General features: G+C 61.4%; 22 protein-coding genes and 1 pseudogene. 5 read left to right on the top strand and 18 right to left on the bottom strand.

Going from position 1 to position 20,773, the window contains the following annotated elements:
- Window positions 1-18: 18 nt before the first annotated feature.
- The 5 genes from NKI01_RS16220 to NKI01_RS16200 form a co-directional block, all read right to left on the bottom strand.
- Window positions 19-1,056, bottom strand: a complete 1,038-nt coding sequence (locus tag NKI01_RS16220; protein ID WP_352494831.1) for an endonuclease/exonuclease/phosphatase family protein — start codon at window positions 1,054-1,056, stop codon at window positions 19-21.
- Window positions 1,057-1,135: 79 nt separating this feature from the next.
- On the bottom strand, window positions 1,136-2,638 hold the full coding sequence (locus NKI01_RS16215) for an AMP nucleosidase (RefSeq protein WP_352963886.1): 1,503 nt from the start codon (window positions 2,636-2,638) through the stop codon (window positions 1,136-1,138).
- A gap of 83 nt (window positions 2,639-2,721) precedes the next feature.
- Window positions 2,722-2,916, bottom strand: coding sequence for a hypothetical protein (locus tag NKI01_RS16210; RefSeq protein ID WP_352494833.1), 195 nt, complete (start codon window positions 2,914-2,916; stop codon window positions 2,722-2,724).
- A 31-nt stretch (window positions 2,917-2,947) separates the two neighbouring features.
- Window positions 2,948-3,100, bottom strand: a complete 153-nt coding sequence (locus NKI01_RS16205; RefSeq protein ID WP_023718367.1) for a hypothetical protein — start codon at window positions 3,098-3,100, stop codon at window positions 2,948-2,950.
- Between the two features lie 208 nt (window positions 3,101-3,308).
- Window positions 3,309-3,653 (bottom strand): DUF2147 domain-containing protein, encoded by a 345-nt coding sequence (locus NKI01_RS16200; protein ID WP_023718366.1) that lies wholly within the window; start codon window positions 3,651-3,653, stop codon window positions 3,309-3,311.
- Between the two features lie 456 nt (window positions 3,654-4,109).
- Here NKI01_RS16200 and NKI01_RS16195 point away from each other — a divergent pair, with 456 nt between their 5' ends.
- Window positions 4,110-4,376: an SEL1-like repeat protein gene (locus tag NKI01_RS16195; protein ID WP_010915070.1), complete on the top strand. Its 267-nt coding sequence runs from the start codon at window positions 4,110-4,112 to the stop codon at window positions 4,374-4,376.
- A gap of 378 nt (window positions 4,377-4,754) precedes the next feature.
- Window positions 4,755-5,876: a branched-chain amino acid ABC transporter substrate-binding protein gene (locus NKI01_RS16190; RefSeq protein WP_352494834.1), complete on the top strand. Its 1,122-nt coding sequence runs from the start codon at window positions 4,755-4,757 to the stop codon at window positions 5,874-5,876.
- A 98-nt stretch (window positions 5,877-5,974) separates the two neighbouring features.
- Here NKI01_RS16190 and NKI01_RS16185 read toward each other — a convergent pair whose 3' ends face one another.
- From NKI01_RS16185 to NKI01_RS16130, 12 genes and pseudogenes are all read right to left on the bottom strand, one after another.
- Complete coding sequence (locus tag NKI01_RS16185) at window positions 5,975-7,963, bottom strand: acetyl/propionyl/methylcrotonyl-CoA carboxylase subunit alpha (RefSeq protein WP_352963884.1); 1,989 nt, start codon at window positions 7,961-7,963, stop codon at window positions 5,975-5,977.
- A 112-nt stretch (window positions 7,964-8,075) separates the two neighbouring features.
- Window positions 8,076-8,447: a hypothetical protein gene (locus NKI01_RS16180; RefSeq protein ID WP_023718363.1), complete on the bottom strand. Its 372-nt coding sequence runs from the start codon at window positions 8,445-8,447 to the stop codon at window positions 8,076-8,078.
- Window positions 8,448-8,489: 42 nt separating this feature from the next.
- The gene (locus NKI01_RS16175; RefSeq protein ID WP_023718362.1) at window positions 8,490-8,864 is read right to left on the bottom strand and encodes a hypothetical protein; all 375 of its coding nucleotides are present in this window, start codon (window positions 8,862-8,864) and stop codon (window positions 8,490-8,492) included.
- A gap of 36 nt (window positions 8,865-8,900) precedes the next feature.
- The gene (locus tag NKI01_RS16170; RefSeq protein ID WP_023718361.1) at window positions 8,901-9,269 is read right to left on the bottom strand and encodes a hypothetical protein; all 369 of its coding nucleotides are present in this window, start codon (window positions 9,267-9,269) and stop codon (window positions 8,901-8,903) included.
- A 45-nt stretch (window positions 9,270-9,314) separates the two neighbouring features.
- Complete coding sequence (locus NKI01_RS16165) at window positions 9,315-9,719, bottom strand: hypothetical protein (protein ID WP_352909995.1); 405 nt, start codon at window positions 9,717-9,719, stop codon at window positions 9,315-9,317.
- Between the two features lie 89 nt (window positions 9,720-9,808).
- Window positions 9,809-10,339 (bottom strand): annotated as a pseudogene (locus NKI01_RS16160) (O-acetyl-ADP-ribose deacetylase).
- A 1-nt stretch (window position 10,340) separates the two neighbouring features.
- Window positions 10,341-11,948, bottom strand: coding sequence for a carboxyl transferase domain-containing protein (locus tag NKI01_RS16155; protein ID WP_352494838.1), 1,608 nt, complete (start codon window positions 11,946-11,948; stop codon window positions 10,341-10,343).
- A gap of 4 nt (window positions 11,949-11,952) precedes the next feature.
- The gene (locus tag NKI01_RS16150; RefSeq protein WP_023718357.1) at window positions 11,953-12,336 is read right to left on the bottom strand and encodes a type II toxin-antitoxin system VapC family toxin; all 384 of its coding nucleotides are present in this window, start codon (window positions 12,334-12,336) and stop codon (window positions 11,953-11,955) included.
- Window positions 12,333-12,725, bottom strand: coding sequence for an AbrB/MazE/SpoVT family DNA-binding domain-containing protein (locus NKI01_RS16145; protein WP_023718356.1), 393 nt, complete (start codon window positions 12,723-12,725; stop codon window positions 12,333-12,335). Before NKI01_RS16145 ends, NKI01_RS16150 begins: the two co-directional genes overlap by 4 nt.
- Window positions 12,726-12,807: 82 nt before the next feature.
- Window positions 12,808-13,971 carry an isovaleryl-CoA dehydrogenase gene (locus NKI01_RS16140; RefSeq protein WP_352909993.1) on the bottom strand — a complete coding sequence of 388 codons (1,164 nt, stop codon included), beginning with the start codon at window positions 13,969-13,971 and terminating at the stop codon, window positions 12,808-12,810.
- Between the two features lie 48 nt (window positions 13,972-14,019).
- Window positions 14,020-14,682: a TetR/AcrR family transcriptional regulator gene (locus NKI01_RS16135; protein WP_352494840.1), complete on the bottom strand. Its 663-nt coding sequence runs from the start codon at window positions 14,680-14,682 to the stop codon at window positions 14,020-14,022.
- A gap of 143 nt (window positions 14,683-14,825) precedes the next feature.
- Window positions 14,826-15,104: an acylphosphatase gene (locus tag NKI01_RS16130; RefSeq protein ID WP_352494841.1), complete on the bottom strand. Its 279-nt coding sequence runs from the start codon at window positions 15,102-15,104 to the stop codon at window positions 14,826-14,828.
- Between the two features lie 198 nt (window positions 15,105-15,302).
- On the opposite strand from NKI01_RS16130, the gene NKI01_RS16125 reads away from it, so the two are divergent.
- Window positions 15,303-15,809, top strand: a complete 507-nt coding sequence (locus NKI01_RS16125; RefSeq protein ID WP_023718352.1) for a MarR family winged helix-turn-helix transcriptional regulator — start codon at window positions 15,303-15,305, stop codon at window positions 15,807-15,809.
- A gap of 45 nt (window positions 15,810-15,854) precedes the next feature.
- On the opposite strand, the gene NKI01_RS16120 is transcribed toward NKI01_RS16125, so the two are convergent.
- Window positions 15,855-16,961 (bottom strand): pyridoxal phosphate-dependent aminotransferase, encoded by a 1,107-nt coding sequence (locus NKI01_RS16120; RefSeq protein ID WP_023718351.1) that lies wholly within the window; start codon window positions 16,959-16,961, stop codon window positions 15,855-15,857.
- 121 nt (window positions 16,962-17,082) lie between these two features.
- Between NKI01_RS16120 and NKI01_RS16115 the strand changes: the two genes are divergently transcribed.
- Entirely contained in the window at window positions 17,083-18,735 is a 1,653-nt protein-coding gene (locus tag NKI01_RS16115; protein ID WP_023718350.1) for a tetratricopeptide repeat-containing sulfotransferase family protein, read from the top strand.
- Window positions 18,736-18,925: 190 nt separating this feature from the next.
- Window positions 18,926-20,578, top strand: a complete 1,653-nt coding sequence (locus NKI01_RS16110; RefSeq protein ID WP_023718349.1) for a tetratricopeptide repeat-containing sulfotransferase family protein — start codon at window positions 18,926-18,928, stop codon at window positions 20,576-20,578.
- Window positions 20,579-20,773: the final 195 nt, after the last annotated feature.

The following is a 20,773-nucleotide window of genomic DNA, read 5'->3' as shown; positions in this document are numbered from 1 at the left end:
AGATTGGACTGCGGATTTTCAGCTTCGGGCCCCGCCAGGCAGCGCCGCAAATGCGGTCGCCGTCTGGTGCTCGTCGAGCGGCTCTTGTCCACCCGAGCGCAGCGAAAATTCCACCAGCACCGGCAGATGGTCTGAGCCGGTGTCCCCAAGGGTCGACGCCGAACGGATGGCGATAGCGCCCTTGCTGAAAACCTGGTCGATCGGCAGTCCGGCGAAGCGCAGGAAATCCGGCAGCTTTCTGTAGAGCCAGGTCGGCCCGACCGATGGCATTACAGTCAGCTTGCCAAGCGATGCGACGCGCCGGACAGCGGCGCTCCATGGCGCTGCGTTGCAGTCGCCCGCCAGGATCGACGTCTCGCCAAGCGAGACGATTTCGTTCGACAGTCCGTCAATCTGCCGTGATTGGTTGTGCGGCCATGGCCAGGTGAGGTGGATGGCGGCGACATCGACGTCGGTTCCGCCGAAATCGACCGTAGCGATTGCCATCGCGCCGCGGCTGTCGCAGTGCGGCTCTGTGCCCGCGGCAAACGGTCGTCTGGACAGCAGCGCAACGCCGAACACGCCATTGGGATACGGGCAGAGGATCCGGTAGGGATAAGCGCCGGACAGCAGCCCAAGCTTTGCCTTCCACATTTCGGACACCTCATCGAGGGTGATCACATCAGGCTGGGTCCGGCCGATCAGCGACAGCACCTTCTCAGGCGTTGGATTGTTGAACCTGAGGTTCATCTGCAGCAGGCGGTAGACCGCCTCGCCGCCGGGCCTAGCGTCGTAGGCGGCCTGCACCTGCCATAGCCGCGAAAGCGGCAAGGCATTCGACGTGGTGGCAAAGGCGGCCACCGCAAACAGCAATCCGGCGGCGGCCTGCAGGCGAAACGAGGTGGCGAGCAGCGGCAGCGCGCAAAGCGCCATCAAGAAGGCAAAATGAACGCGGAAATGAGCAAAAGAATCGAAGGCCGGATGCAGCGATCCGAAGAACCCGGCCACCAGCGCGACCGAGAGTGCAAGCATTGCGACGAACGCCAGCGCAACCGTCATGTCTCGAACACGTGCCATCGCTTTGTCTATCGGCAGAAATGCGGCTCAATCAAGATGACGAAACGTCCTGCCGTGGACCGACACATGCGATCGGCAGCTACTGGAAGGCAGTTTCCGAAAAGCTCCTGAGCTTGCGCGAATGCAGCCGCTCCATCGGCATTTCGGCCAGCTTCTCCATCGCCCTGATGCCGATGGTCAAATGCTGCGCCACTTGCCGCTTGTAGAATTCGGTCGCCATGCCAGGCAGCTTCAATTCGCCATGCAGGGGCTTGTCGGAGACGCAAAGCAGCGTGCCATAGGGCACCCGGAAGCGAAAGCCGTTGGCGGCGATCGTCGCCGATTCCATATCGAGCGCGATCGCCCGCGACTGCGACAGCCGCTGCACCGGCCCGCGCTGGTCGCGCAGCTCCCAATTGCGGTTGTCGATGGTGGCGACGGTGCCGGTGCGCATGATGCGCTTGAGGTCGTAGCCGGAAAGCCCGGTGACCTCGGCGACCGCTTCCTGCAGCGCCACCTGGATTTCAGCCAACGGCGGAATCGGCACCCAGACCGGAAGGTCGTCGTCGAGGACATGGTCTTCCCGTACATACGCATGCGCCAGCACATAATCCCCCAGCGCCTGCGTGTTGCGCAGACCGGCGCAATGGCCGAGCATCACCCAGGCATGCGGCCGGAGCACCGCGATATGGTCGGTGATCGTCTTGGCGTTGGAAGGGCCAACGCCAATATTGACCATGGTGATGCCGCCATGGTTCGGCTTCTTCAGATGATAGGCCGGCATCTGCGGCAGGCGACGCGGCGCGGCACCCTCACCGGGCGCGCTGTCCCCGACTTTGGTCACAATATTGCCCGGCTCGACGAACTCGACGTATCCGTCACCGCCATTGGCCATCAAATCGCGTGCACGGGCGACGAATTCGTCGATATAGAACTGGTAATTGGTGAACAGCACGAAGTTCTGGAAATGCTGGGGACTGGTCGCGGTGTAATGCGACATCCGATGCAGCGAATAGTCGATCCGTTGCGCGGTGAACGGTGCCAGCGGCCGTGCCTCGCCCAATGCCACTTCGAACGTGCCGTTGGCGATCTGGTCGTCGGTGCCGTCGAGATCCGGCACGTCGAACAGGTCACGGATCGGCCGTTTAATGCGCTCGGCAGCAGTGCCGTCGACATGCGTGCCTTCGAGAAAGGCGAAATGCAGCGGGATGGGAGTGGTCGATTCCGAAACCGTGACCGGAACGCCGTGGTTGCGCATGATCAGCCGAAGCTGTTCGGTGAGATAGCTTTCGAAAAGGGCAGGCTGGGTGACGGTGGTCGAGAAATGCCCCGGCGTCGGCATGTGGCCATAGGCCTGCCGCGAGTCGATCTGGGTGAACGAACTCGTGGTGACGCCGATCTCCGGATAGAAGGCCCGGTAGCGTTTGTTGTTGTCGCCGCCCGCGGCGAGCGCGGCAAATGAATCGCGCAGGAACTTGGTATTGCGGTCGTAAAGCACCTGCAGGGCGGCGACCGCCTTCTTGGCGTCGTTGAAGCTCTGTCGGCCAAACGGCTCCGGCGTGACGACCGATTCAATGGCTTGGGGATAGATTCGCTTTTCCATGACCCAATATAGAGAGTTGGGCGCGCGGTTGGGAGGGGGTAAGGCGGTCTCAGAACGCTGTTGGGCGTTTTCTTTCCTGCGATTCAACCGCGCCGCAGGCTGACCAGCAGCACAAAGCCGAGACCGGACTTCCTCAGCGCAGGCGCCTCGATGGTCGAACCGGCATCGGCGCGCATCGTCGGTACGGCCAGAACCGGGGCCGCCAGAAGCATTAGGATGAGCGCCGTCCGCGGCAGAAGCCGAAGGGTCTTGAGGACGTTGGCGGTGAGGTGGGTCATGGCGTGGTTTTCTAGATTCTCGCTGTCGGGTTCAGTGGCGAAGCTGGTTCGGGCAACCGAGCCGGCAGGAAATGGCGACGTCCCAGGCGCGGGCCGGACGGCCGGCTTCGGCGACAAGGACAGCGAACAACATGCCGAACAGGCTCATCAGCAGGCAGACGATGGTGAAGCGGCGGGCAAGCATTGCGCGGTGTCTCCTTCAACACGCATGACAATGCCTTGCCCCGGCTGAACCAGCTCTGATGCCGGCGTTCATCTGGGGTTCAAAATGGTTGATGATCTCTGGACGGGCCGCCTTGAAAGCAGCGACCGGTGGCGACGCCGTGGCTGCGAGACCGATAACATGAAAACGGGGCCAACTGGCCCCGCTCATCCCGGCAGGAAGGGCTCGATCAGAGCTTATGCCAGGTCTGGCTCTTGCAGATCAGCCCGCCGAGCACGCAGCCGCTCATCTTGAGCGAACTGCCGGAAAGCGACGCCTTGCCCGAATAGGTCTTGTCGGTTTCCGGGTCGGTTATCGTGCCGGCATATTTGTTGTCGCCGGCCACCTTCAGTGAACCGATGTTCTTGCCGGCAAATTTGCCGGATTTGAGCGTAATCGAAAATGCCCCGCCGCCACCCGAAATGGCGGCAGTCGATCCGGCTTGCGTTTTCCAATTGCCTTCGATCGGATCGGCCCATGCCGCGCCGGTCATCGTTATTGCGGCCGCGAGGGCCAGGCTCACTTGTCGAAACATGTCTCTCCTCCCTCAGGCAAGTCAATCGGGCTCCGCCCCGGCCGTCTGCCCCTTACGCAAACGTAAGCTAGTCCAGCTCTCGGAAAAACAAAAGCGGTGCCGCGACGGAAGGGTTGCGGGTTTTTGCCCGCTCCCGAACGGCCGCGCCGGCGAAAAATGAAACGGGCCGCACACGTCTTTGTGTTCCGTGGTTAGCGGAGTCTTGATCCGCGCCTCGCAAGTTTTCTTCAAATTTTGTGCAAACCGGCGCGATTGCTGGCTTTGTATCCTTAACGAATTTTCGCGTTTACCTCTTGTTTTAGCTTTGTTTTCCTCAAATTAAGCACGCCATTTAACGACGGATTCAAGCCTCCGCGGCATTCTCGAAAGCATCGAAAGAGAGCCGCCCCGAAGGTAGTCAAGGACACCGAGGGACAGACGGAGACACCTCTCGGGAGCCAGAACAGGGGATTTGAAATGGCACGTTTTGAAATGCTTGAAGCCGGCTTCGGCGCCATGGGGGCAACTGCCCAGGCCGATATTCTTTTCGAGTTGGGCATGATGTATGCGACCGGCCGCGATTGCGAGACCGATGTCGTCGCCGCCCACAAATGGTTCAATATCGCCGCGATCAAGGGTTCGGCCCGCGCCGCGGAACTGCGCTCTGAATTGTCGGCCGCCATGTCGAAGGTCGAGATCGCCAAGGCGCTCCGCGAAGCCCGCGAATGGATGACGATGCACTGAATTCGTCAACGTCGACTTCACGGGGGTACTGAGTTCACGACAGGGACGCTTCGGGTCAAAGCCGCGCAGACGGTTAGGCCCGAAAAATCAAGGCCGCGCAAGACGGCAGGGCCAAGAAGATCAAGAACACGGCAGCCGCTGAGCAATAGACAGGGAAGGCGAGCGGGTCCTGGCGCGGCTGCGTTGGGAAGCTCATGACAAAAGCCGCGACCGGCCGGAACAAGGCTGGCGCGGCTTTGTCTTTGGGACCGCGTGTTGCAGGCCCAATCGAGTGCCGACGATGCGCCTAGACAGCTCCGGTGAAGGATGAAATTCTCCCGCCACTCTGGAAGAGGCGCGGCCGGGACGGTCGCGCGAGAGTGGAGGAGTTGTGTCACCATGAAGAAATTCAGTATTTTGAGCGCCGCCATATTTGGCCTGATGATGACCGCGCCGGTCGCCTTCGCCGACGACATCACCTTTTCGGTGGTCGGACCGATGACCGGTCAGCTTGCCACCATCGGCGATCAGTTCAAGCAGGGCGCGCAAGCCGCCGCTGACGCGATCAACGCGGCTGGCGGTGTCGATGGCCGTCAGATCAAGCTCGACATCGAGGATGACCAGTGCGATCCGAAGCAGGCGGTTTCGGTCGCCAACCGCATCATCGCCAATGGTGTCAAGTTCATCGACGGCCACGCCTGCTCGGGCTCCAGCATCCCGGCCTCCGCTGTCTACGCCGAAGCCGGCGCGCTGATGATGAGTCCGGCTTCCTCGAACCCGGTGCTAACCGACGCAGCGGCGAAGGCTGGCTGGCCGACGATCATGCGCCTCTATACGCGCGACGATGCGCAGGGCGCTTTCATCGGTCCATGGATCGCCAAGAAATATGCCGGCAAGAACGTCGTCATCATGCACGACAAGAGCGCCTATGGGCAGGGTGTGGCCGATGCCGTCAAGGCAACGATGAACCAGAACGGTCTCAAGGAGATCCTCTACGAGGGCATCAACGCCGGCGAGAAGGACTACTCCGCGCTTGTTACCAAGCTCAAGGAGCTGAAAGCTGATGTCGTCTATTTCGGCGGCTATCATCCCGAAGCGGGCCTCATCCTGCGCCAGTCGGCGGAGCAGAACCTCAAGTTCCAGCTGATCATGCCGGACTCGATCGCTTCGCCGGAATTCTGGCAGGTTGCCGGTCCGGCCGGTGAAGGCACCATGTTCGTCTTCCCATCGGATCCGCAGGCGAAGCCCGAAGCCAGGGAAGCCATCGCCAAGATCAAGGCCGGCGGCTTCGTGCCGGAGGGCTTCACGCTGTTTTCCTATGCGGTGATCCAGGCCTTCGCCGAAGGCATCAAGCGCGCCGGCAGCGACGACCCGGCCAAGGTCGCTGAAGCGTTGAAGAACGGCCAGCCGATCAGCACGGTTGTCGGTCCGGTCACCTTCGACGAGAAAGGCGACCTCAAGAACGCCAGCTACGACATCAACCAGTGGCACGACGGCAAATACGCCCCGATCCAGCCGTAATGGCCGCGGCGCCGCAAGCTGCGCTGGTGTAATCGAACATGGCCGGGGTCAAACCCGGCCATGTTGTTCTTGGCGATGCCTTTGTGACGCGTTCGAGATCACTTCGTGGATAGGGAAACAGCAGTCAGCTGTGGTTCCTCGGCAAAGCGAACCAGCACGGTTCCGTCGGTGACCTGCGCGCCTTCGGCAGCGATTTCGGCGATTACCCCGTCATGGGGGGCGGCAATGGTGTGCTCCATCTTCATCGCCTCCAGGATCAGCAGCGGCTGCCCCTTGATCACGGCCTCGCCTTTGCCAGCACGAACCAATTTGACCAGTCCCGGCATTGGCGCGCGCAGGCTGCCGGAAGCGGCTGCGGCTTCGTCGGCCCGCGCCAGCGGATCCGGCACGGCAAAACCGTAGCCGATGGCGCCTTCGAAGACCGTGACGTGGCCCGGCCAGCGGGCGAGGCGAGGCGCGGCGCGGAGATCATGCGAATTGGCGCTGTCATAGGGGGCATCCAGCGCCACCTCGAACCGCCCGTCCGGCCGCACCGATACGCGCGCGACGATCCCCTGCTCGCCAAATCTCAGCAGCGTGCGCCGCGCCACCGCGTGGAAATGCGCATAGCCGGCCAGTGACGACCAGGGATCGTCGGAGGACGGCAAGTCGCCCGCACCAGACGCGGCAAGTGCCGCAGCGGCAATCGTCTCACCGCTCGGCGGCGGAACCGCCGTCAGCGCCTGCTGATGCCTGGCGATCAGGTCGGTATCGACATCGCCCGCCGCAAAATCCGCATCAGCGGCCAGCGCGGCAAGAAAGGCGGTGTTGACCGTCGAGCCGGCGATTTCGGTCTGCGACAGCGCCGCGCCGAGTGCCGTGAGCGCCGTCCGCCTGTCCTTGCCATGGATGACCAGCTTGGCGATCATCGGATCGTAAGACGGCGAGATCGCATCGCCGGCGCGCACACCGGTTTCGATGCGCATGCTCGCACCTTCGGGCGCCGGTTGCGGAAATTTTAAATGGTGCAAGGTGCCGGTCGCCGGCAAAAACCCTCTTGCTGCGTCCTCGGCATAGATGCGCGCCTCGAAGGCGTGGCCGGAGAGCGCGACCTCGCTCTGCGTCTTCGGCAGTTTTTCGCCGGAGGCCACCCGCAACTGCCACTCGATCAGGTCGATGCCGGTGACCATTTCGGTGACCGGGTGCTCGACCTGCAGGCGGGTGTTCATTTCCATGAACCAGAAACGGTCGGCCTTCAGACCTTGCGAGGCATCGACGATGAACTCGATGGTGCCGGCGCCGGAATAGTGGATTGCCTTGGCGGCCTTCACCGCCGCCTCGGTCATCGCCTTGCGCAACGCCGGCGTCATGCCGGGGGCAGGCGCCTCCTCGATCACCTTCTGGTGGCGGCGTTGCGCCGAGCAGTCGCGCTCGTAGAGGTGCACGACATTGCCGAAACTGTCGCCGAATATCTGCACTTCGATGTGGCGCGGCTTGTCGACATATTTTTCCACCAAAACGCGGTCGTCACCGAAGGCGGCCTTCGCCTCGCGCCGCGCGCCAGACAGTGCTTCCGAAAAATCATCGGGATGCTCGACGCGCCGCATGCCCTTGCCGCCGCCACCGGCGCGCGCCTTGATCAATACGGGGTAGCCGATCTCGCGCGCCTTGGAGGCGAGCAACACGATCTCCTGCGCCTCGCCATGATAGCCCGGCACCACCGGCACGCCGGCCTTTTCCATCAGCCGCTTAGCCGCGTCCTTCAATCCCATGGCGCGGATCGAGGCCGCCGACGGCCCGATGAAGATCAGCCCCGCCGCGACCACCTGGTCGACGAAGTCGGGATTTTCCGAGAGAAAGCCGTAGCCCGGATGAATGGCCTCGGCACCCGTGGCCAAGGCCGCCGCGATGATCTTGTTACCCCGCAGATAGCTTTCGCCGGCAGGCGAGGGACCGATATGCACCGCCTCGTCCGCCGTCTCGACATGCAAGGCGCGAGCGTCGGCGTCAGAATAGACGGCGACGCTGCGCACACCCATCCTGCGTGCCGTGCGGACCACCCGGCAGGCGATCTCGCCACGGTTGGCGATCAGGATCTTGGCGAACATCGGGCCTCCACAGGCAGAGCTCGCCGCCAACGGCGCGAATTCTCTTCACGCGAGCTGCGGCAATACCCCGCTTTGTAATCTGGCCGTCAAAGGATAGGCAAGCGAGGCCTGCCTACTTGGAGGCCGCGATTTCGCAAGCTCCACCGGTCGTGACCTTGTAATGGCTGCGGGTGGCCTGGCAGGATTTCATAGCCATATCCTCGGCAGCCTTTTGCGAGGGCGCATTCAAGCGCGAGCCGCACATGATGTACAACGAACGCACTCTGGAATACGGAGTGGTCGCATAGGCTGAATGGCCGCTGGCCGCCACATACGCCTTATATGCCTTGGTACACGGCCGATCCGCGGTTGCCGGCAAATACGGGTAGAAACGGACGTCGCCCTTGCTTCCAGCTAGCGATTCGGCGGCGCCAATATTCGGTGCAGAGGCCACGAACAGTGCAAGTACCAATATGGTTGCTCGCCTGATGGATAAAGATTTCATTGCCCAACCCATTTGAAAAACCCAAGACTGGCAGATATTCAGCTATTTGGAGGCGGCTATTTCGCAGCCTCCGCCTGTCGTAACCTTATAACTGTTGCGGGTGGCCTGACAGGATTTTAACGCCAACTCTTCGGCAGCTTGCTGTGATGGTGCATTCAAGCGCGAGCCGCATATGATGTACAGCGAACGCACCCGGGAATACGGAGTGCTTGCATAGGCCGAATGGCCACCGGCCGCTACATAGGCCTTGTAAGCCATGGTGCATGGATCCTTCGGATTCTTCGGCAAATAGGGGTAGAAACGGGTCTCGCCCTTGCTTCCCGCCAGCGATTCCGCCGTTCCTATGCCAGGTGCCGTGAATACAAGAAAGCCGGCAAGTATCGAAGCGATTGTACTTTTGACGTGTCTCGGTGTCATTTTTCCCCCTGGAAGAGCGAACGCCAACAGCATCTCCTACTTGGAGGCAGCGATGCTGCAAGCTCCCGCGGTTGTGACCTTGTAGCTCCTCTTGGCTGACTGGCAGGATTTCAGCGCCTGCGCCTCTGCAGCCTTTTGCGACGTTGCATTTGCACGCGCGCAAATCATGAACTCGGTCGCCCAATTGAATGGAGTCGACGCATAAGCGGAATGGCTGCCGGTCGCCACATAGGCCCTGTATGCCTTCTGACAGCCTCCCGTCGAGCCAGGTGCGAAATAGACGGGATAGCGGCTGTCGCCCTTGCTTCCCGCCAGCGACTCCGCTGCTCCGATACCGGGCGCCCCCAACACGAGCAACCCTGCAAATATGGATACAGTTGTTTTCTGAAAAAGCTGAAGTCTCATCTTCGCCCTATCCCCCATTGCTATCTGGCGCTTTGATGCCGAAAGCTACTTGGAAGCGACTACGCCGCAGCCGCCGACCATGTCCACTTTGAACTTCTTGCGACCGGATTCGCATGACTTAAGCGCGAGCGCTTCGGCAGCCTTCTGGGACGGTGCGTTAATGTGCACGCCGCAGACGAAATACAGGACCCTTGCTCCGGTGATGGTCGATGCGTAGGCGGAATGACCGGCCGCAGCCACATAGGCGTTGTAGGCCTGCCTGCAATTGCCTTCCGAGCCTTGCTGAGGGAGATACACGAAGGAACGCTTGTCGCCGACTTTCCCAGCCAGCGACGCCGCTGCACTGGCGCCAGGCGTCGCTAATATAAGCAACCCCGCAAGTATAGACGCAGTTGTTTCCTTGAAAAGCCGCCGTTTCATCTTCGCCCAATCCCCATTGGTATTTGACATGACCAATAGCCGTGATTCTTTCGGCTGGCCAGATGAAGAAGCAAAAAAATTGGTCTGGAGGTGTGGACGGGTTCGTCGCCCGCGCAGGGTCACACCCTGCCGAGTGCAGCAACGACCCGCTGATACAGTTCGGCCGTCGGCTCGTCGAAGCAGCAGAAAATGACAGTTTCCGGAACGATATTCTGGCCGATGAAGGCACTCACGGTACCGACAGCAATTTGCGTCGCCTGATCCTTAGGATAGCGGTAGACACCGGTCGAGATCGCTGGAAACGCCACCGTCCGGCAGTCCTTTGCGGCGGCGATTTCGAGTGACCGGCGATAGCAGGAGGCGAGCAGCTCGGCTTCTCCTTTACCGCCGCCTTACCAGACCGGTCCGACCGTGTGGATGATGTAGCGTGCCGGCAGCCTGTAGCCCTTGGTGAGCTTTGCCTCGCCAACCTTGCAGCCATTCAGCATCCGGCATTCGAACTCAAGCTCGGGGCCGGCCGCGCGGTGAATGGCGCCGTCCACGCCACCGCCGCCGAGAAGCGAGGTGTTGGCGGCATTGACGATGGCATCGACCGCCAGCTTCGTGATGTCGCCGGTGTGAACGCGAATCCTCTGGCCGACTGCGCTCATCTCACATCCTGAACACGCCGAACCGGGTCTCCTCGATCCCGGCGTTCAGCGCGGCCGACAGGCTAAGCGCCAGCACCTCGCGAGTCTTCGCCGGATCGATGATGCCGTCGTCCCAGAGCCTTGCCGACGAATAGAGCGGGTGCCCTTCATGCTCGTACTTCATCAGGATCGGCTTCTTGAATTTGGCTTCCTCTTCGACGCTCCACTCGCCACCCTTGCGCTCGATGCCTTCGCGCTTGACGACGGCCAGCACCGTTGCTGCCTGTTCGCCGCCCATCACCGAGATGCGGGCATTCGGCCACATCCACAGGAAGCGTGGCGAATAGGCGCGTCCGCACATACCGTAATTGCCGGCGCCGAACGAGCCGCCGATGATCACGGTCACCTTCGGCACCTTGGCCGTTGCGACCGCCATGACCAGCTTGGCGCCATCCTTGGCGATGCCGCCGGCCTCGTATTTTCGCCCGACCATGAAACCGGTGATGTTTTGCAGGAAGACCAGCGGGATCTTGCGCTGGCAGCACAGCTCGATGAAGTGCGCGCCCTTCAGCGCGCTTTCCGAAAACAGCACGCCATTGTTGGCGACGATGCCGACCGGCATGCCGCTGAGGTGGGCGAAGCCGGTGATCAGCGTGGTGCCGTAATTCTGCTTGAACTCATCGAACTCGGAGCCGTCGACGATGCGGGCGATCACCTCGCGCACGTCGTAAGGCTGGCGCAAATCCGTCGGTACGATGCCGTAGAGTTCATGTGGATCGTGAAGCGGCGGAATCGATTTCTTCAGGGCCAGGCTTACAGTCTTGTTCCGATTCAGGTTTTTGACGATACGCCGGCATATTGCCAGCGCATGTTCGTCGTCGAGCGCATAGTGATCGGCAACGCCGGAAAGCCTTGTGTGCACGTCGGCACCACCGAGGTCCTCGGCGGTGACGTCCTCGCCGGTGGCCGCCTTCACCAGCGGCGGCCCGCCGAGAAAGATGGTCGCCTGGTTGCGCACCATGATTGTCTCGTCCGACATCGCGGGCACATAGGCGCCGCCGGCCGTGCATGAACCCATGACGCAGGCGATCTGCGGAATGCCGGCGGCCGACATGTTGGCCTGGTTGTAGAAGATGCGGCCGAAATGATCGCGGTCGGGAAACACCTCGTCCTGATTGGGCAGATTGGCGCCGCCGCTGTCGACCAGATAGACGCAAGGCAGATTGTTCTGCAATGCGATCTCCTGTGCACGCAGATGCTTCTTCACCGTCAGTGGATAATAGGTGCCGCCCTTCACCGTGGCGTCATTGACGACGACCATGACTTCGGTGCCTTCGACGCGGCCGACGCCGGCGATGAGGCCGGCCGAGGAGATGTCCTCGCCATACATCGACCACGCCGCGAACTGGCCGATCTCGAGGAAGGGCGAGCCGGTATCGAGCAATTGGGCAAGACGTTGCCGCGGCAGGAGCTTGCCGCGCGAAACATGCCGCTCACGCGCTTCCTCCGAGCCGCCGTGTTCGACCGTAGCAGCCTTTTCCGCAATATCGGCGACCAGCGCCCGCATGCGCTCGGCATTGGCGCGGAAAATATCGGAGACGGGCGAGATCTGCGAGGTGAGGGGGGCCATGGCGCTACCGGATCAGCTCGATCTTGCAGCCGACATCCAGGTCGCCCCAGTCGCGATCGGCGGTGACGGCAATGGCGTTCTCGCGAATCGCCAGCGCCAGGCAGGCCCGATCGCCCAGCGACAAGCCGCGATGCCGCGTCAGTTGGCGAAGCTGGCCGGCGGCGATGCCCATCGCTTGGTCGAAAACGGCGATCGGCATGCCGAGACTTCCGAGGTCGTCGGCAGCCTGTTCCAAGCTGCGTCCCTTGTCGATCAGCTTGGCAATGATCTCGGCCGCATTGACCGAACTGCATTGTGCATCCGGCGCGAACCCCAAAGCATTCTCGGTGCCTTGCTCGTTGAGCAGGATTGCGAGCGCCGCCGAACTGTCCATGACGTAGGGCTTCATTTCACCCGCTTTCCTGTCGTCCCTTCGGCGTGAAGCCGGTCGAGACGCTTGTCGCTTCGACGCTGCTCTTCCCGCCGCTCCTTCAGAAATTCGTCGACGACGCTTTCACCGGGCTGTTTCAGCGCCGACAATTCGGCCTGAACGCGTCGCAGATTCTGCAGCCACGATCTTACCCGCAACTCGCCGTTTTCGACATGAAGGATCATGTCCTCGCCAGGCTTCACGCCCATCTCCTCGCGCATCGCAGCAGGGATGACGAAGCGCCCGCCCTCGCCAAGCTTGACGCGCTCGCGTTTCGCCGGAACCCGAAGCCGCGTTTTGCGGGCGCCAGCATCGAACTGTGCTTGCGGATCTTCATCAAATCCGGACTTTCCCGTTCTGCCCGCCAAGGTCCGTCTCGCTTGTATTTATGGCATATGTCCAGAAGTATGCCATATCGTGCGGCTTCTGGCAAATCTCAAAAGAATGCCATTAGGCGCCCTCCGCCATGATTTCCCGCCCGATCAGCCAGCGACGGATTTCGCTGGTGCCGGCGCCGATCTCGTAGAGCTTGGCGTCGCGCAGCAGCCGGCCGGTAGGGTAATCGTTGATGTAGCCGTTGCCGCCCAAAAGCTGGATGGCGTCGAGCGCCATCAGCGTCGCCTTTTCGGCGGCGAACAGCACGCACCCGGCGGCGTCCTTGCGCGTCGTCTCACCGCGATCGCAGGCGGCGGCTACGGCATAGACGTAAGCACGCGCCGCATTCATCGTCGCATACATGTCGGCGAGCTTGCCTTGCACCAGCTGGAACTCGCCGATCGGCTGGCCGAACTGCTTGCGTTCGTGCACGTAAGGGATCGCCACGTCGAGGCACGCAGCCATCAGGCCGATCGGGCCGCCGGCAAGCACGGCGCGTTCGTAGTCGAGGCCTGACATCAGCACCTCGACGCCGCGCCCTTCCTCGTGCAGCACATTGTCGAACGGCACTTCGACATTGTCGAACACCAGCTCGCCGGTGTTCGAGCCGCGCATGCCGAGCTTGTCGAGCTTTTGCGCAACGGAAAAACCGGCAAAAGCCTTTTCGACGATGAAAGCGGTGATGCCGCGCGAATGGAGTTCCGGATCGGTCTTGGCGTAGACGACCAGCGTCTCGGCATCCGGCCCGTTGGTGATCCACATTTTGGTGCCGTTGAGCACGTAGCGATCATTGCGCTTTTCGGCGCGCAGGCGCAGCGACACGACATCTGAGCCGGCACCCGATTCCGACATCGCCAGTGCCCCGACCTTTTCGCCGCTGCAGAGCGAAGGCAGATATTTTTCTTTCTGCGCCTGCGTCGCCCAGCGGTTGATCTGATTGACGCAGAGGTTGGAATGGGCGCCGTAAGAGAGGCCGACCGAGGCCGAGGCGCGCGAAATCTCCTCCATCGCCACGACATGGGCGAGGTAGCCCATGCCGCTGCCGCCGAAATCGGGATCGGCGGTGATGCCGAGCAGGCCGAGCCCGCCGAGCTCCGCCCACAGATGTGCCGGGAATTCGTTCGAGCGGTCGATCTCGGCGGCTATCGGCGCGATTTTCTCCTGGGCGAAGCGCCGCACCAGATCGCGCAGCGCCTCGATGTCTTCGTCAAGCCCGAAGTTGAGCGTCTGCGTGTACATGCCGTTCCTCCCGGCGCACGACCGCGAAAATCGGGATCATGCGCGAAATCAAAGTGCTACAGCGTCCTTTGCGCGCTCGAATGGACGCACGGTGCCGTGGCTCGTCCTCGCGCCATCGCTCTTTGCTCCAACAAGGCGCATTGTCATTGCTAGATATGTAGCGGTGACTTCGGCGATCGACAGCCGTTCGCCCGGCCGGAACCAGACGATGACGCCGGTCATCATCTGGATCAGCGCCATGGCGGTGAGCCCGGTGTCCTCGACGCTGAACAAGCCCGCTTCGACGCCGTCGCGCAGAATGGCGCGCAGCTCCTTCTCGTAAGCGGTGCGCATGCGCAGGATCTGCGTGAGACTTTCGTGCGACAGGCTGCGCAGCTCCATGTTCGAGACATGGGTGGAATGGCGGCGTTCGACGTGGAAAGCGATGTGGTTTTCAACATAGGCGGCGAGCCGCGCTGCCGGATCGGCGCCGACAGGGCGTGTTGTGCGCCACGCCTCGATCAGGCCTTCCATATGCTCGCGCATCAGCGTGAACAGAAGGTCCTGCTTGGTCGGGAAATAGCGGTAAAGCGCCGCTGCCTGGACGCCGACCTCGGCCGCCAGCTGGCGCATCGACATCGCCTCGTAGCCGAGACGCGCAATCAGGCTGACCGCCGCCTCCCGGACCGCAGCTTCGGTCTTCTCTCCGTCGGAACCGGTCGTACGCGCCATGACAAGCCGCCTTTTCAGAACAATAAAACAAACGTTCAATTAATTCAAGGAGTGTGTTCGGGTAAGGCAATGGCTTCAGGTTTGCTCTATCTGCACCCTGGAGATTTTGTGCGATGGAAGCGAATGAGCAGGATCATGCCTTGCTAGGCAACGATCGTGAAACCCGCGGACATGTTGCGTGCCTCGATCTCCTCGACATCGACCTTCGAAACTGCTGCCCCTGGCGGCCCTTGCCAGAGACGTTCGATCATTGTCGAGACCGCCGCATCGGCACCTGCAATCGAGGCTGTCACCGAGCCGTCAACTTCGTTGCGCACCCAACCGGCAAGGCCAAGTCCAGACGCCTCGCGCCGCGCCCAGACCCGGTAGCTGACGCCTTGCACCTTGCCGTATATGCGTACCTGCACCGTCCGGTCGGCCATCGCGCTCTCCATCTTCTGAGTCGAGTCTGGCGCATCGCTGTGCAAATTCAACCAGGCAACGTGCATCGAAGGTCTCTCTGCCGATCGCTATCCGCCAGCTTCACGTGCGAGATAGGCGGCGTCTCCATCGAATGATTGACTAAGTCAAATAATAGATCATCATGGTCCTTAGGAGCGATCAGCCCGAAGGAGGTCCACATGCCGGCCGATCGGAATGCCCTTGTCGCGGAGATACGTTGCTTCAATCGCTTCTACACGCGCCTGATCGGGCTGCTCGACCTGACCTTGACGCACAGCGCCTATACGCTGGGCGAGGCGCGGCTGCTGTTCGAATTGGGCGACCGATTCCGCGCTGCCGCCAATAGCGGCGGTGAGGCTGGGTTTCTGGCACGGGCGTTCCACCTCGGTCTCGGACCGGCAGCCTCCGAAATCGCCGCCGAACTCCGGCTCGATCCGGCCTATGTCACACGCATACTGAGGAGATTCGCCGCCGCTGGCCTGACCGAGATACGCACTGACCCAGCCGATCGGCGCAGACGCATCCTGTCGCTAACCGCTCGCGGAAGTGCGGAACTCGCCAGGCTTCAGGCTGCGACGGATCGCGATCTCGCCCGGCTGACGGCCAGCCTCGCCGATGACGCGGCTGCCGAATTATCGGACGCCTTGAAACGGGTCACGCGCCTGCTTGGTGGTGGGGAGAAGTAGCGGCGGTACTGGAGGTCGTGGTGCTCCGTCGCCCCTTTTGGCGCCTCAATTCCCCCGCGCTGCGGCCAGTGCGCCCGGCAGTTCCTCGGCAAAAATGTCGAGCTCGTGATCGAGGCCGACGCTGACCCGGATGCAGCGATCGAGCACTGGCACCATCGGCTTGCGGATGAACACGTCGCGCGACAACAGCGCCTGCAGCACCTTCAGCGCGAAAGCGCCGTCGCGGCCGCACTCGATGGTGACGAAATTGGTCGCCGAAGCCAGCGGCTTCAGCCCGTTCGCCTCGGCTATTCCGGCGATGCGCCGGCGGCCGGCGGCGACCCGCGCCACCACGCTCTCCAGCCATGCCTGATCGGCAAGCGCCTCGACGCCGGCGATCTGCGCCATGCGGCTGACGCCGTAATGGTTGCGTATCTTCTCAAAGTCGCGAATCACCTGGGCTTCGGCCACCGCGTAGCCGCAGCGTATGCCGGCTAGCCCATAGGCCTTGGAGAAGGTGCGCATGCGGATGACGTTCGGCCGCGCCACATCGATCGGCGGCATCGCTGAGGCTGGCCCTAATTCGCCATACGCCTCGTCGAGCACCAGCATTGTGGTCTCCGGCAAGGCCTCGAGGAAGCGGCTGAGCTCGGCCGCTTCCCACCAACTGCCCATCGGATTGTCCGGGTTGGACAGATAGACCAGCGGCGCCTTGTCCCTGGCCACTGCCGCCAGCAGGCCGTCGAGGTTTTCTCGGTCGTTCTCGTAGGGCACTGCGACCAGCCGGCCGCCGACGCCGGCGACGTGAAAGTTGAAGGTCGGGTAGGCGCCGAGCGAGGTCACCACCGCGTCGCCGGGCGCCACATACATGCGCGCCACCAGGCTGAGCAGCCCGTCTATGCCTTCGCCGACGACGACGTTTTCGGCGCCGACACCGAGATGTCGGGCCACGGCTACCTTCAAATCGTGATTGTCGGGGTCGCAATACATCCACATGTCGCCGGCAATCTCGGCCATGCGGGCAACGACCCGCGGCGAGGGGCCAAAGCTGCTCTCATTGGCGCCGATGCGGGCGCGAAAGCCGCGGCCGCGATCACGCTCCTGCGCCTCAGGGCCGACAAACGGCACCGTAGAGGGAAGCGCGTCGATGAGCGGCGTAAGGGGAGGGCGCATGGCAAAGGCTCGTTCAAAAAGGGCCTTCTTTGCTAGCCTGCCGGCTGGGCCTGCGCAAGTTCCACGAACGGCGGCGACGGTCAGGCTGGATTCTCGCGGATCATTTTGCTAGCGAGACATGATGAGGAACCGACTGCCGCCCGCCTGGTCCAAGCATATAAAGTCCCACCCGGCGCCGAAAGTGGAACCGCCGAAGGCGAAACCATTGACGCGCGTGCAGGCCGACGATGCGCTGCTGAAACAGGCGTATGGCTTGCAGCAGGCCAAGCGGTTGGCCGAGGCTCGGGAACTGTGCCGTCGCGTGCTGGAGCGCACGCCCAACCATCCCTTGGCTTTGTATATCATGGGCACGCTATTCATCGGGCTCGACGATGAAATGGCCCTGCGATATTTGGCGCGAGCCGTCGGCGTGGAGCCCCGAAACCCCTATTATCACCTTAGTCTGGGTGAAGCTTATCTGAGGGTAAGCGAATATTCGCCCGCAATCACGCACATCCAGCACGCTCTGGAGTTGAAGCCCGATTTGGTGGAGGCGCTTTGCGCATTGGGGCGCGCCTACGTCGAATTTGACAAGGCTGACATGGCTGTGCCGGTTTACGAGAGAGCGCTCAAGATCAACCGCGATCATCCCCGCGTTCGGACGGGGCTTGCCAGCGCACTCACCGGTCTTGGTCGCATGGATGAAGCCAAAATCTATCTGAAGGAGGCGATCGAACGTCGCATCGCTATGCCCGCCGCCTATAATGAGCTTGTGCGTACGCGCAAGTTCACCGAGGAGCCGGCCGAACTTAGGTCCATCCTGCGCGAGCTTGGTGAGCCAAAGCTTGACCCGGACAGTGTGACGACACTTCATCACGCTGCCGGCAAAGTGCTGAACGACCTTGGGCGCTACGAAGACGCGATAGATCATTTCAAGAAAGGCAAGCGGGCCGCCGGCTATAAGTTCGATCTGGAGACCTATCGCCGCTGGATCGACTCCACGATTGAGTTCTTCAACCCGGACATGTTGGCCGCCAAGGCGGGTTATGGAAGCCCGTCGGAAGTGCCCGTGTTTGTATTGGGCATGCCCCGATCGGGCACCACCCTGACCGAGCAGATTTGCGCGAGCCACCCGAATGTTCATGGCGCCGGAGAGCTGAAAAAGATAAGGCGAGCCGCAAATGCTATCGGCCTCACGAAGGTTTCGGCACGGACCTTGGACCAATCGATCGTTCCGATCACCCCCGACCTATCCAAAATGCTGGCCGAGGAGCACCTGTCCTATCTTCGTGAGCGTGCGCCGACCGCGCTTCGCATCGTCGACAAGATGCCCCGGAATTTCGAACTGATCGGTCTCATAGGGCTTCTCTTCCCCAATGTACGGATTATTCACTGTCGTCGCGATGCCATCGACAATTGCCTCTCGTGTTTTTTCCAGAATTTCTCCAAGGGACACAGCTACATCGCCGACCTGCAGACACTCGGGCTGTACTACCGTGAATATGATCGCCTGATGCGACATTGGGACAAGGTTTTTCCCGGACGCATCTTCGAAAGTCGCTACGAGACGCTGGTTGCGGATCAGGAGGCACAATCGCGCCGTCTGATCGATCATCTTGGATTGCCCTGGGACGATACCTGCCTGCGCTTCTTCGACAAGGAGGGATCGGTCAACACGGCCAGTCGCTGGCAGGTTCGGCAACCGATCTACAGTTCATCTGTCAAGCGCTGGAAAAACTATGAGAGCGCAATCCAGCCGCTGATCCAGTCGCTCGGTGATCTCGCCGAGATTTGACTCGGGAATTGCAGTCGGCAATTTGCATTTGTGTGGGCCACGAGATCTGAATCGCCAGGTTTGTGGGCTGGGGCTGCAATTGCGGCGGGGCACCGGTTGCTAGACTAAGCTGCCGGCCTGGCCGCCAAGTTCTGCGGCGGGCGGGCACGTCAGGCTGGATTCTCCCAGATCATTTTGCTAGCGAGACATGATGAGCAACCGACTGCCGCCCGCTTGGTCCAAACACATAAAGTCCCGCCCGGCGCCGAAAGTGCAGCCGCCGAAAGCGAAACCGCCGTCGCGCGCGCAAGCTGACGACATGCTGTTGCGACAGGCGCTCGAACTCCAGCAAGCCAAGCGGCTTCCAGAGGCCGAGGAGTTATGCCATCGCGTTCTCGCCCGCACGCCAAACCACCCGCTTTCGCTGTACATCCTCGGCACGCTGGGGCTCGGTATCGACGATGAGTTGGCTCTCAAATATTTTGCACGAGCAGTAAGCCAGACGCCTCAAAATCCGTATTTCCACCTTAGCCTGGGAGAGGCCGGTCTGAAGCTTGGCGACAGCTTGCTTGCGATCAGGCACCTGCAGCGCGCCTGCGAATTGAAGCCCGATCTGGTGGAAGCGCTTTGCGGACTGGCGCGTGCCTACGTCAACTTCGACAAGGCCGAGATGGCTTTGCCCCTTTACGAGAAGGCACTGAAGATCAACGGCGACCATCCCATGGTCCGAATTGGTCTGGCTGGTGCGCTCGCCAGCCTCGGTCGCATGGACGAAGCCAGAGCCTATCTCAATCAGGCAATAGAACGTCGCGTCGATGTTGGGGCAGCCTACAACTACCTGGTCGACACGCAAAAGTTCACCGAAAAACCTGCCGAGCTCGACTCTATCCTGCGCGAACTCTCCAATCCCAGGCTCGAACCGGTTGCTGCATCCCAGCTCCATCACGCTGCAGGCAAAGTGCTGAACGATCTCGAGCGCTACGATGAGGCGATGGATCACTTCCAGAAGGCAAAAAAGGCCGCTGGTCACGATTTCGACCTGGAGTACTACCGCCGAAGTGTCGATTCCATGATCGAGATATTCAGCCCGTCACTATTGGAAGCCAAGGCTGGCCACGGCAGTCCATCCGAAGTGCCTGTGTTTGTGCTGGGCATGCCCCGGTCGGGGACGACGCTGACCGAGCAGATCTGCGCGAGCCATCCGGACGTCCATGGCGCCGGGGAGCTTACGAAGCTGCGCCGAATCGCGAACTCGATGGGCTTTAGAACACAATCGGATGAGGACCTGCGCAGTTCGATCATGTCGATGACGAGGGATCAGTCGAGGGCGCTGGCCGAAGAATACCTGTCTTATCTGCGCCAGCACGCGCCTGCCGCGCTCCGCATAGTCGACAAGATGCCGCACAACTTCGAGTTTATCGGAGTGATTGGAATTCTTTTTCCCCACGCGCGCATCATTCATTGCCGGCGCGATGCCATCGACAATTGCGTGTCCTGCTTCGTCTTGCATTTCACCAAGGACCACGGCTACAACGCCGACCTTGAGACACTCGGCCTATACTACCGTGAATATGATCGCTTGATGCGGCATTGGAATAAGGTCTTTCCCGGACGTATTTTCGAAAGCCGCTACGAGACGCTGATTGCGGATCAGGAGGCGCAGTCGCGCCGTCTCATCGATCATCTCGGCTTGCCTTGGGACGATTCCTGCCTGCGCTTTTTCGAGAAGGACAGGTCGGTCAATACCCCCAGCCGCTGGCAGGTGCGGCAGCCGATCTATACATCATCGGTCAAGCGCTGGAAAAAATATGAGAGCACAATTCAGCCGCTGATTCACGCCTTGGGAGATCTAGCCGAACTTTGAACGAGTGGGTGGCGTTCGGCAGGCCGAGGTCGACGGTGACTTGCTGTCGAGATCCGTTGATCCTGTAGGCCAGCCCTTCAGATCGTGCCAAGATCTTCATTTTTTGCACGTTCGGACAAGCGGGCGCGGCGAGCATTACAATTGACCAGCTCAGCCCTGCGATAGGTATTCAGTGGCAGCCTGTATTCATGCACC

Source organism: Mesorhizobium sp. M0815 (assembly GCF_040319995.1).
Taxonomy (GTDB): domain Bacteria; phylum Pseudomonadota; class Alphaproteobacteria; order Rhizobiales; family Rhizobiaceae; genus Mesorhizobium.
Note: the sequence above shows the minus strand (reverse complement) of the source record. Positions and strands in the feature narration are given on the sequence as shown.

Bases quoted from the DNA above. Each gene is read 5' to 3' on its own strand.
- NKI01_RS16205 (WP_023718367.1), bottom strand. From the start codon at position 3,100: ATGCTTGCCCGCCGCTTCACCATCGTCTGCCTGCTGATGAGCCTGTTC.
- NKI01_RS16110 (WP_023718349.1), top strand. From the start codon at position 18,926: ATGAGCAACCGACTGCCGCCCGCTTGGTCCAAACACATAAAGTCCCGC.
- NKI01_RS16120 (WP_023718351.1), bottom strand. From the start codon at position 16,961: ATGCGCCCTCCCCTTACGCCGCTCATCGACGCGCTTCCCTCTACGGTG.
- NKI01_RS16115 (WP_023718350.1), top strand. From the start codon at position 17,083: ATGAGGAACCGACTGCCGCCCGCCTGGTCCAAGCATATAAAGTCCCAC.
- NKI01_RS16135 (WP_352494840.1), bottom strand. From the start codon at position 14,682: ATGGCGCGTACGACCGGTTCCGACGGAGAGAAGACCGAAGCTGCGGTC.
- NKI01_RS16210 (WP_352494833.1), bottom strand. From the start codon at position 2,916: ATGACCCACCTCACCGCCAACGTCCTCAAGACCCTTCGGCTTCTGCCG.
- NKI01_RS16170 (WP_023718361.1), bottom strand. From the start codon at position 9,269: ATGAGACTTCAGCTTTTTCAGAAAACAACTGTATCCATATTTGCAGGG.
- NKI01_RS16190 (WP_352494834.1), top strand. From the start codon at position 4,755: ATGAAGAAATTCAGTATTTTGAGCGCCGCCATATTTGGCCTGATGATG.
- NKI01_RS16155 (WP_352494838.1), bottom strand. From the start codon at position 11,948: ATGGCCCCCCTCACCTCGCAGATCTCGCCCGTCTCCGATATTTTCCGC.
- NKI01_RS16185 (WP_352963884.1), bottom strand. From the start codon at position 7,963: ATGTTCGCCAAGATCCTGATCGCCAACCGTGGCGAGATCGCCTGCCGG.
- NKI01_RS16215 (WP_352963886.1), bottom strand. From the start codon at position 2,638: ATGGAAAAGCGAATCTATCCCCAAGCCATTGAATCGGTCGTCACGCCG.
- NKI01_RS16175 (WP_023718362.1), bottom strand. From the start codon at position 8,864: ATGACACCGAGACACGTCAAAAGTACAATCGCTTCGATACTTGCCGGC.
- NKI01_RS16130 (WP_352494841.1), bottom strand. From the start codon at position 15,104: ATGGCCGACCGGACGGTGCAGGTACGCATATACGGCAAGGTGCAAGGC.
- NKI01_RS16220 (WP_352494831.1), bottom strand. From the start codon at position 1,056: ATGGCACGTGTTCGAGACATGACGGTTGCGCTGGCGTTCGTCGCAATG.
- NKI01_RS16150 (WP_023718357.1), bottom strand. From the start codon at position 12,336: ATGAAGCCCTACGTCATGGACAGTTCGGCGGCGCTCGCAATCCTGCTC.
- NKI01_RS16125 (WP_023718352.1), top strand. From the start codon at position 15,303: ATGCCGGCCGATCGGAATGCCCTTGTCGCGGAGATACGTTGCTTCAAT.
- NKI01_RS16200 (WP_023718366.1), bottom strand. From the start codon at position 3,653: ATGTTTCGACAAGTGAGCCTGGCCCTCGCGGCCGCAATAACGATGACC.
- NKI01_RS16180 (WP_023718363.1), bottom strand. From the start codon at position 8,447: ATGAAATCTTTATCCATCAGGCGAGCAACCATATTGGTACTTGCACTG.
- NKI01_RS16165 (WP_352909995.1), bottom strand. From the start codon at position 9,719: ATGTCAAATACCAATGGGGATTGGGCGAAGATGAAACGGCGGCTTTTC.
- NKI01_RS16195 (WP_010915070.1), top strand. From the start codon at position 4,110: ATGGCACGTTTTGAAATGCTTGAAGCCGGCTTCGGCGCCATGGGGGCA.
- NKI01_RS16140 (WP_352909993.1), bottom strand. From the start codon at position 13,971: ATGTACACGCAGACGCTCAACTTCGGGCTTGACGAAGACATCGAGGCG.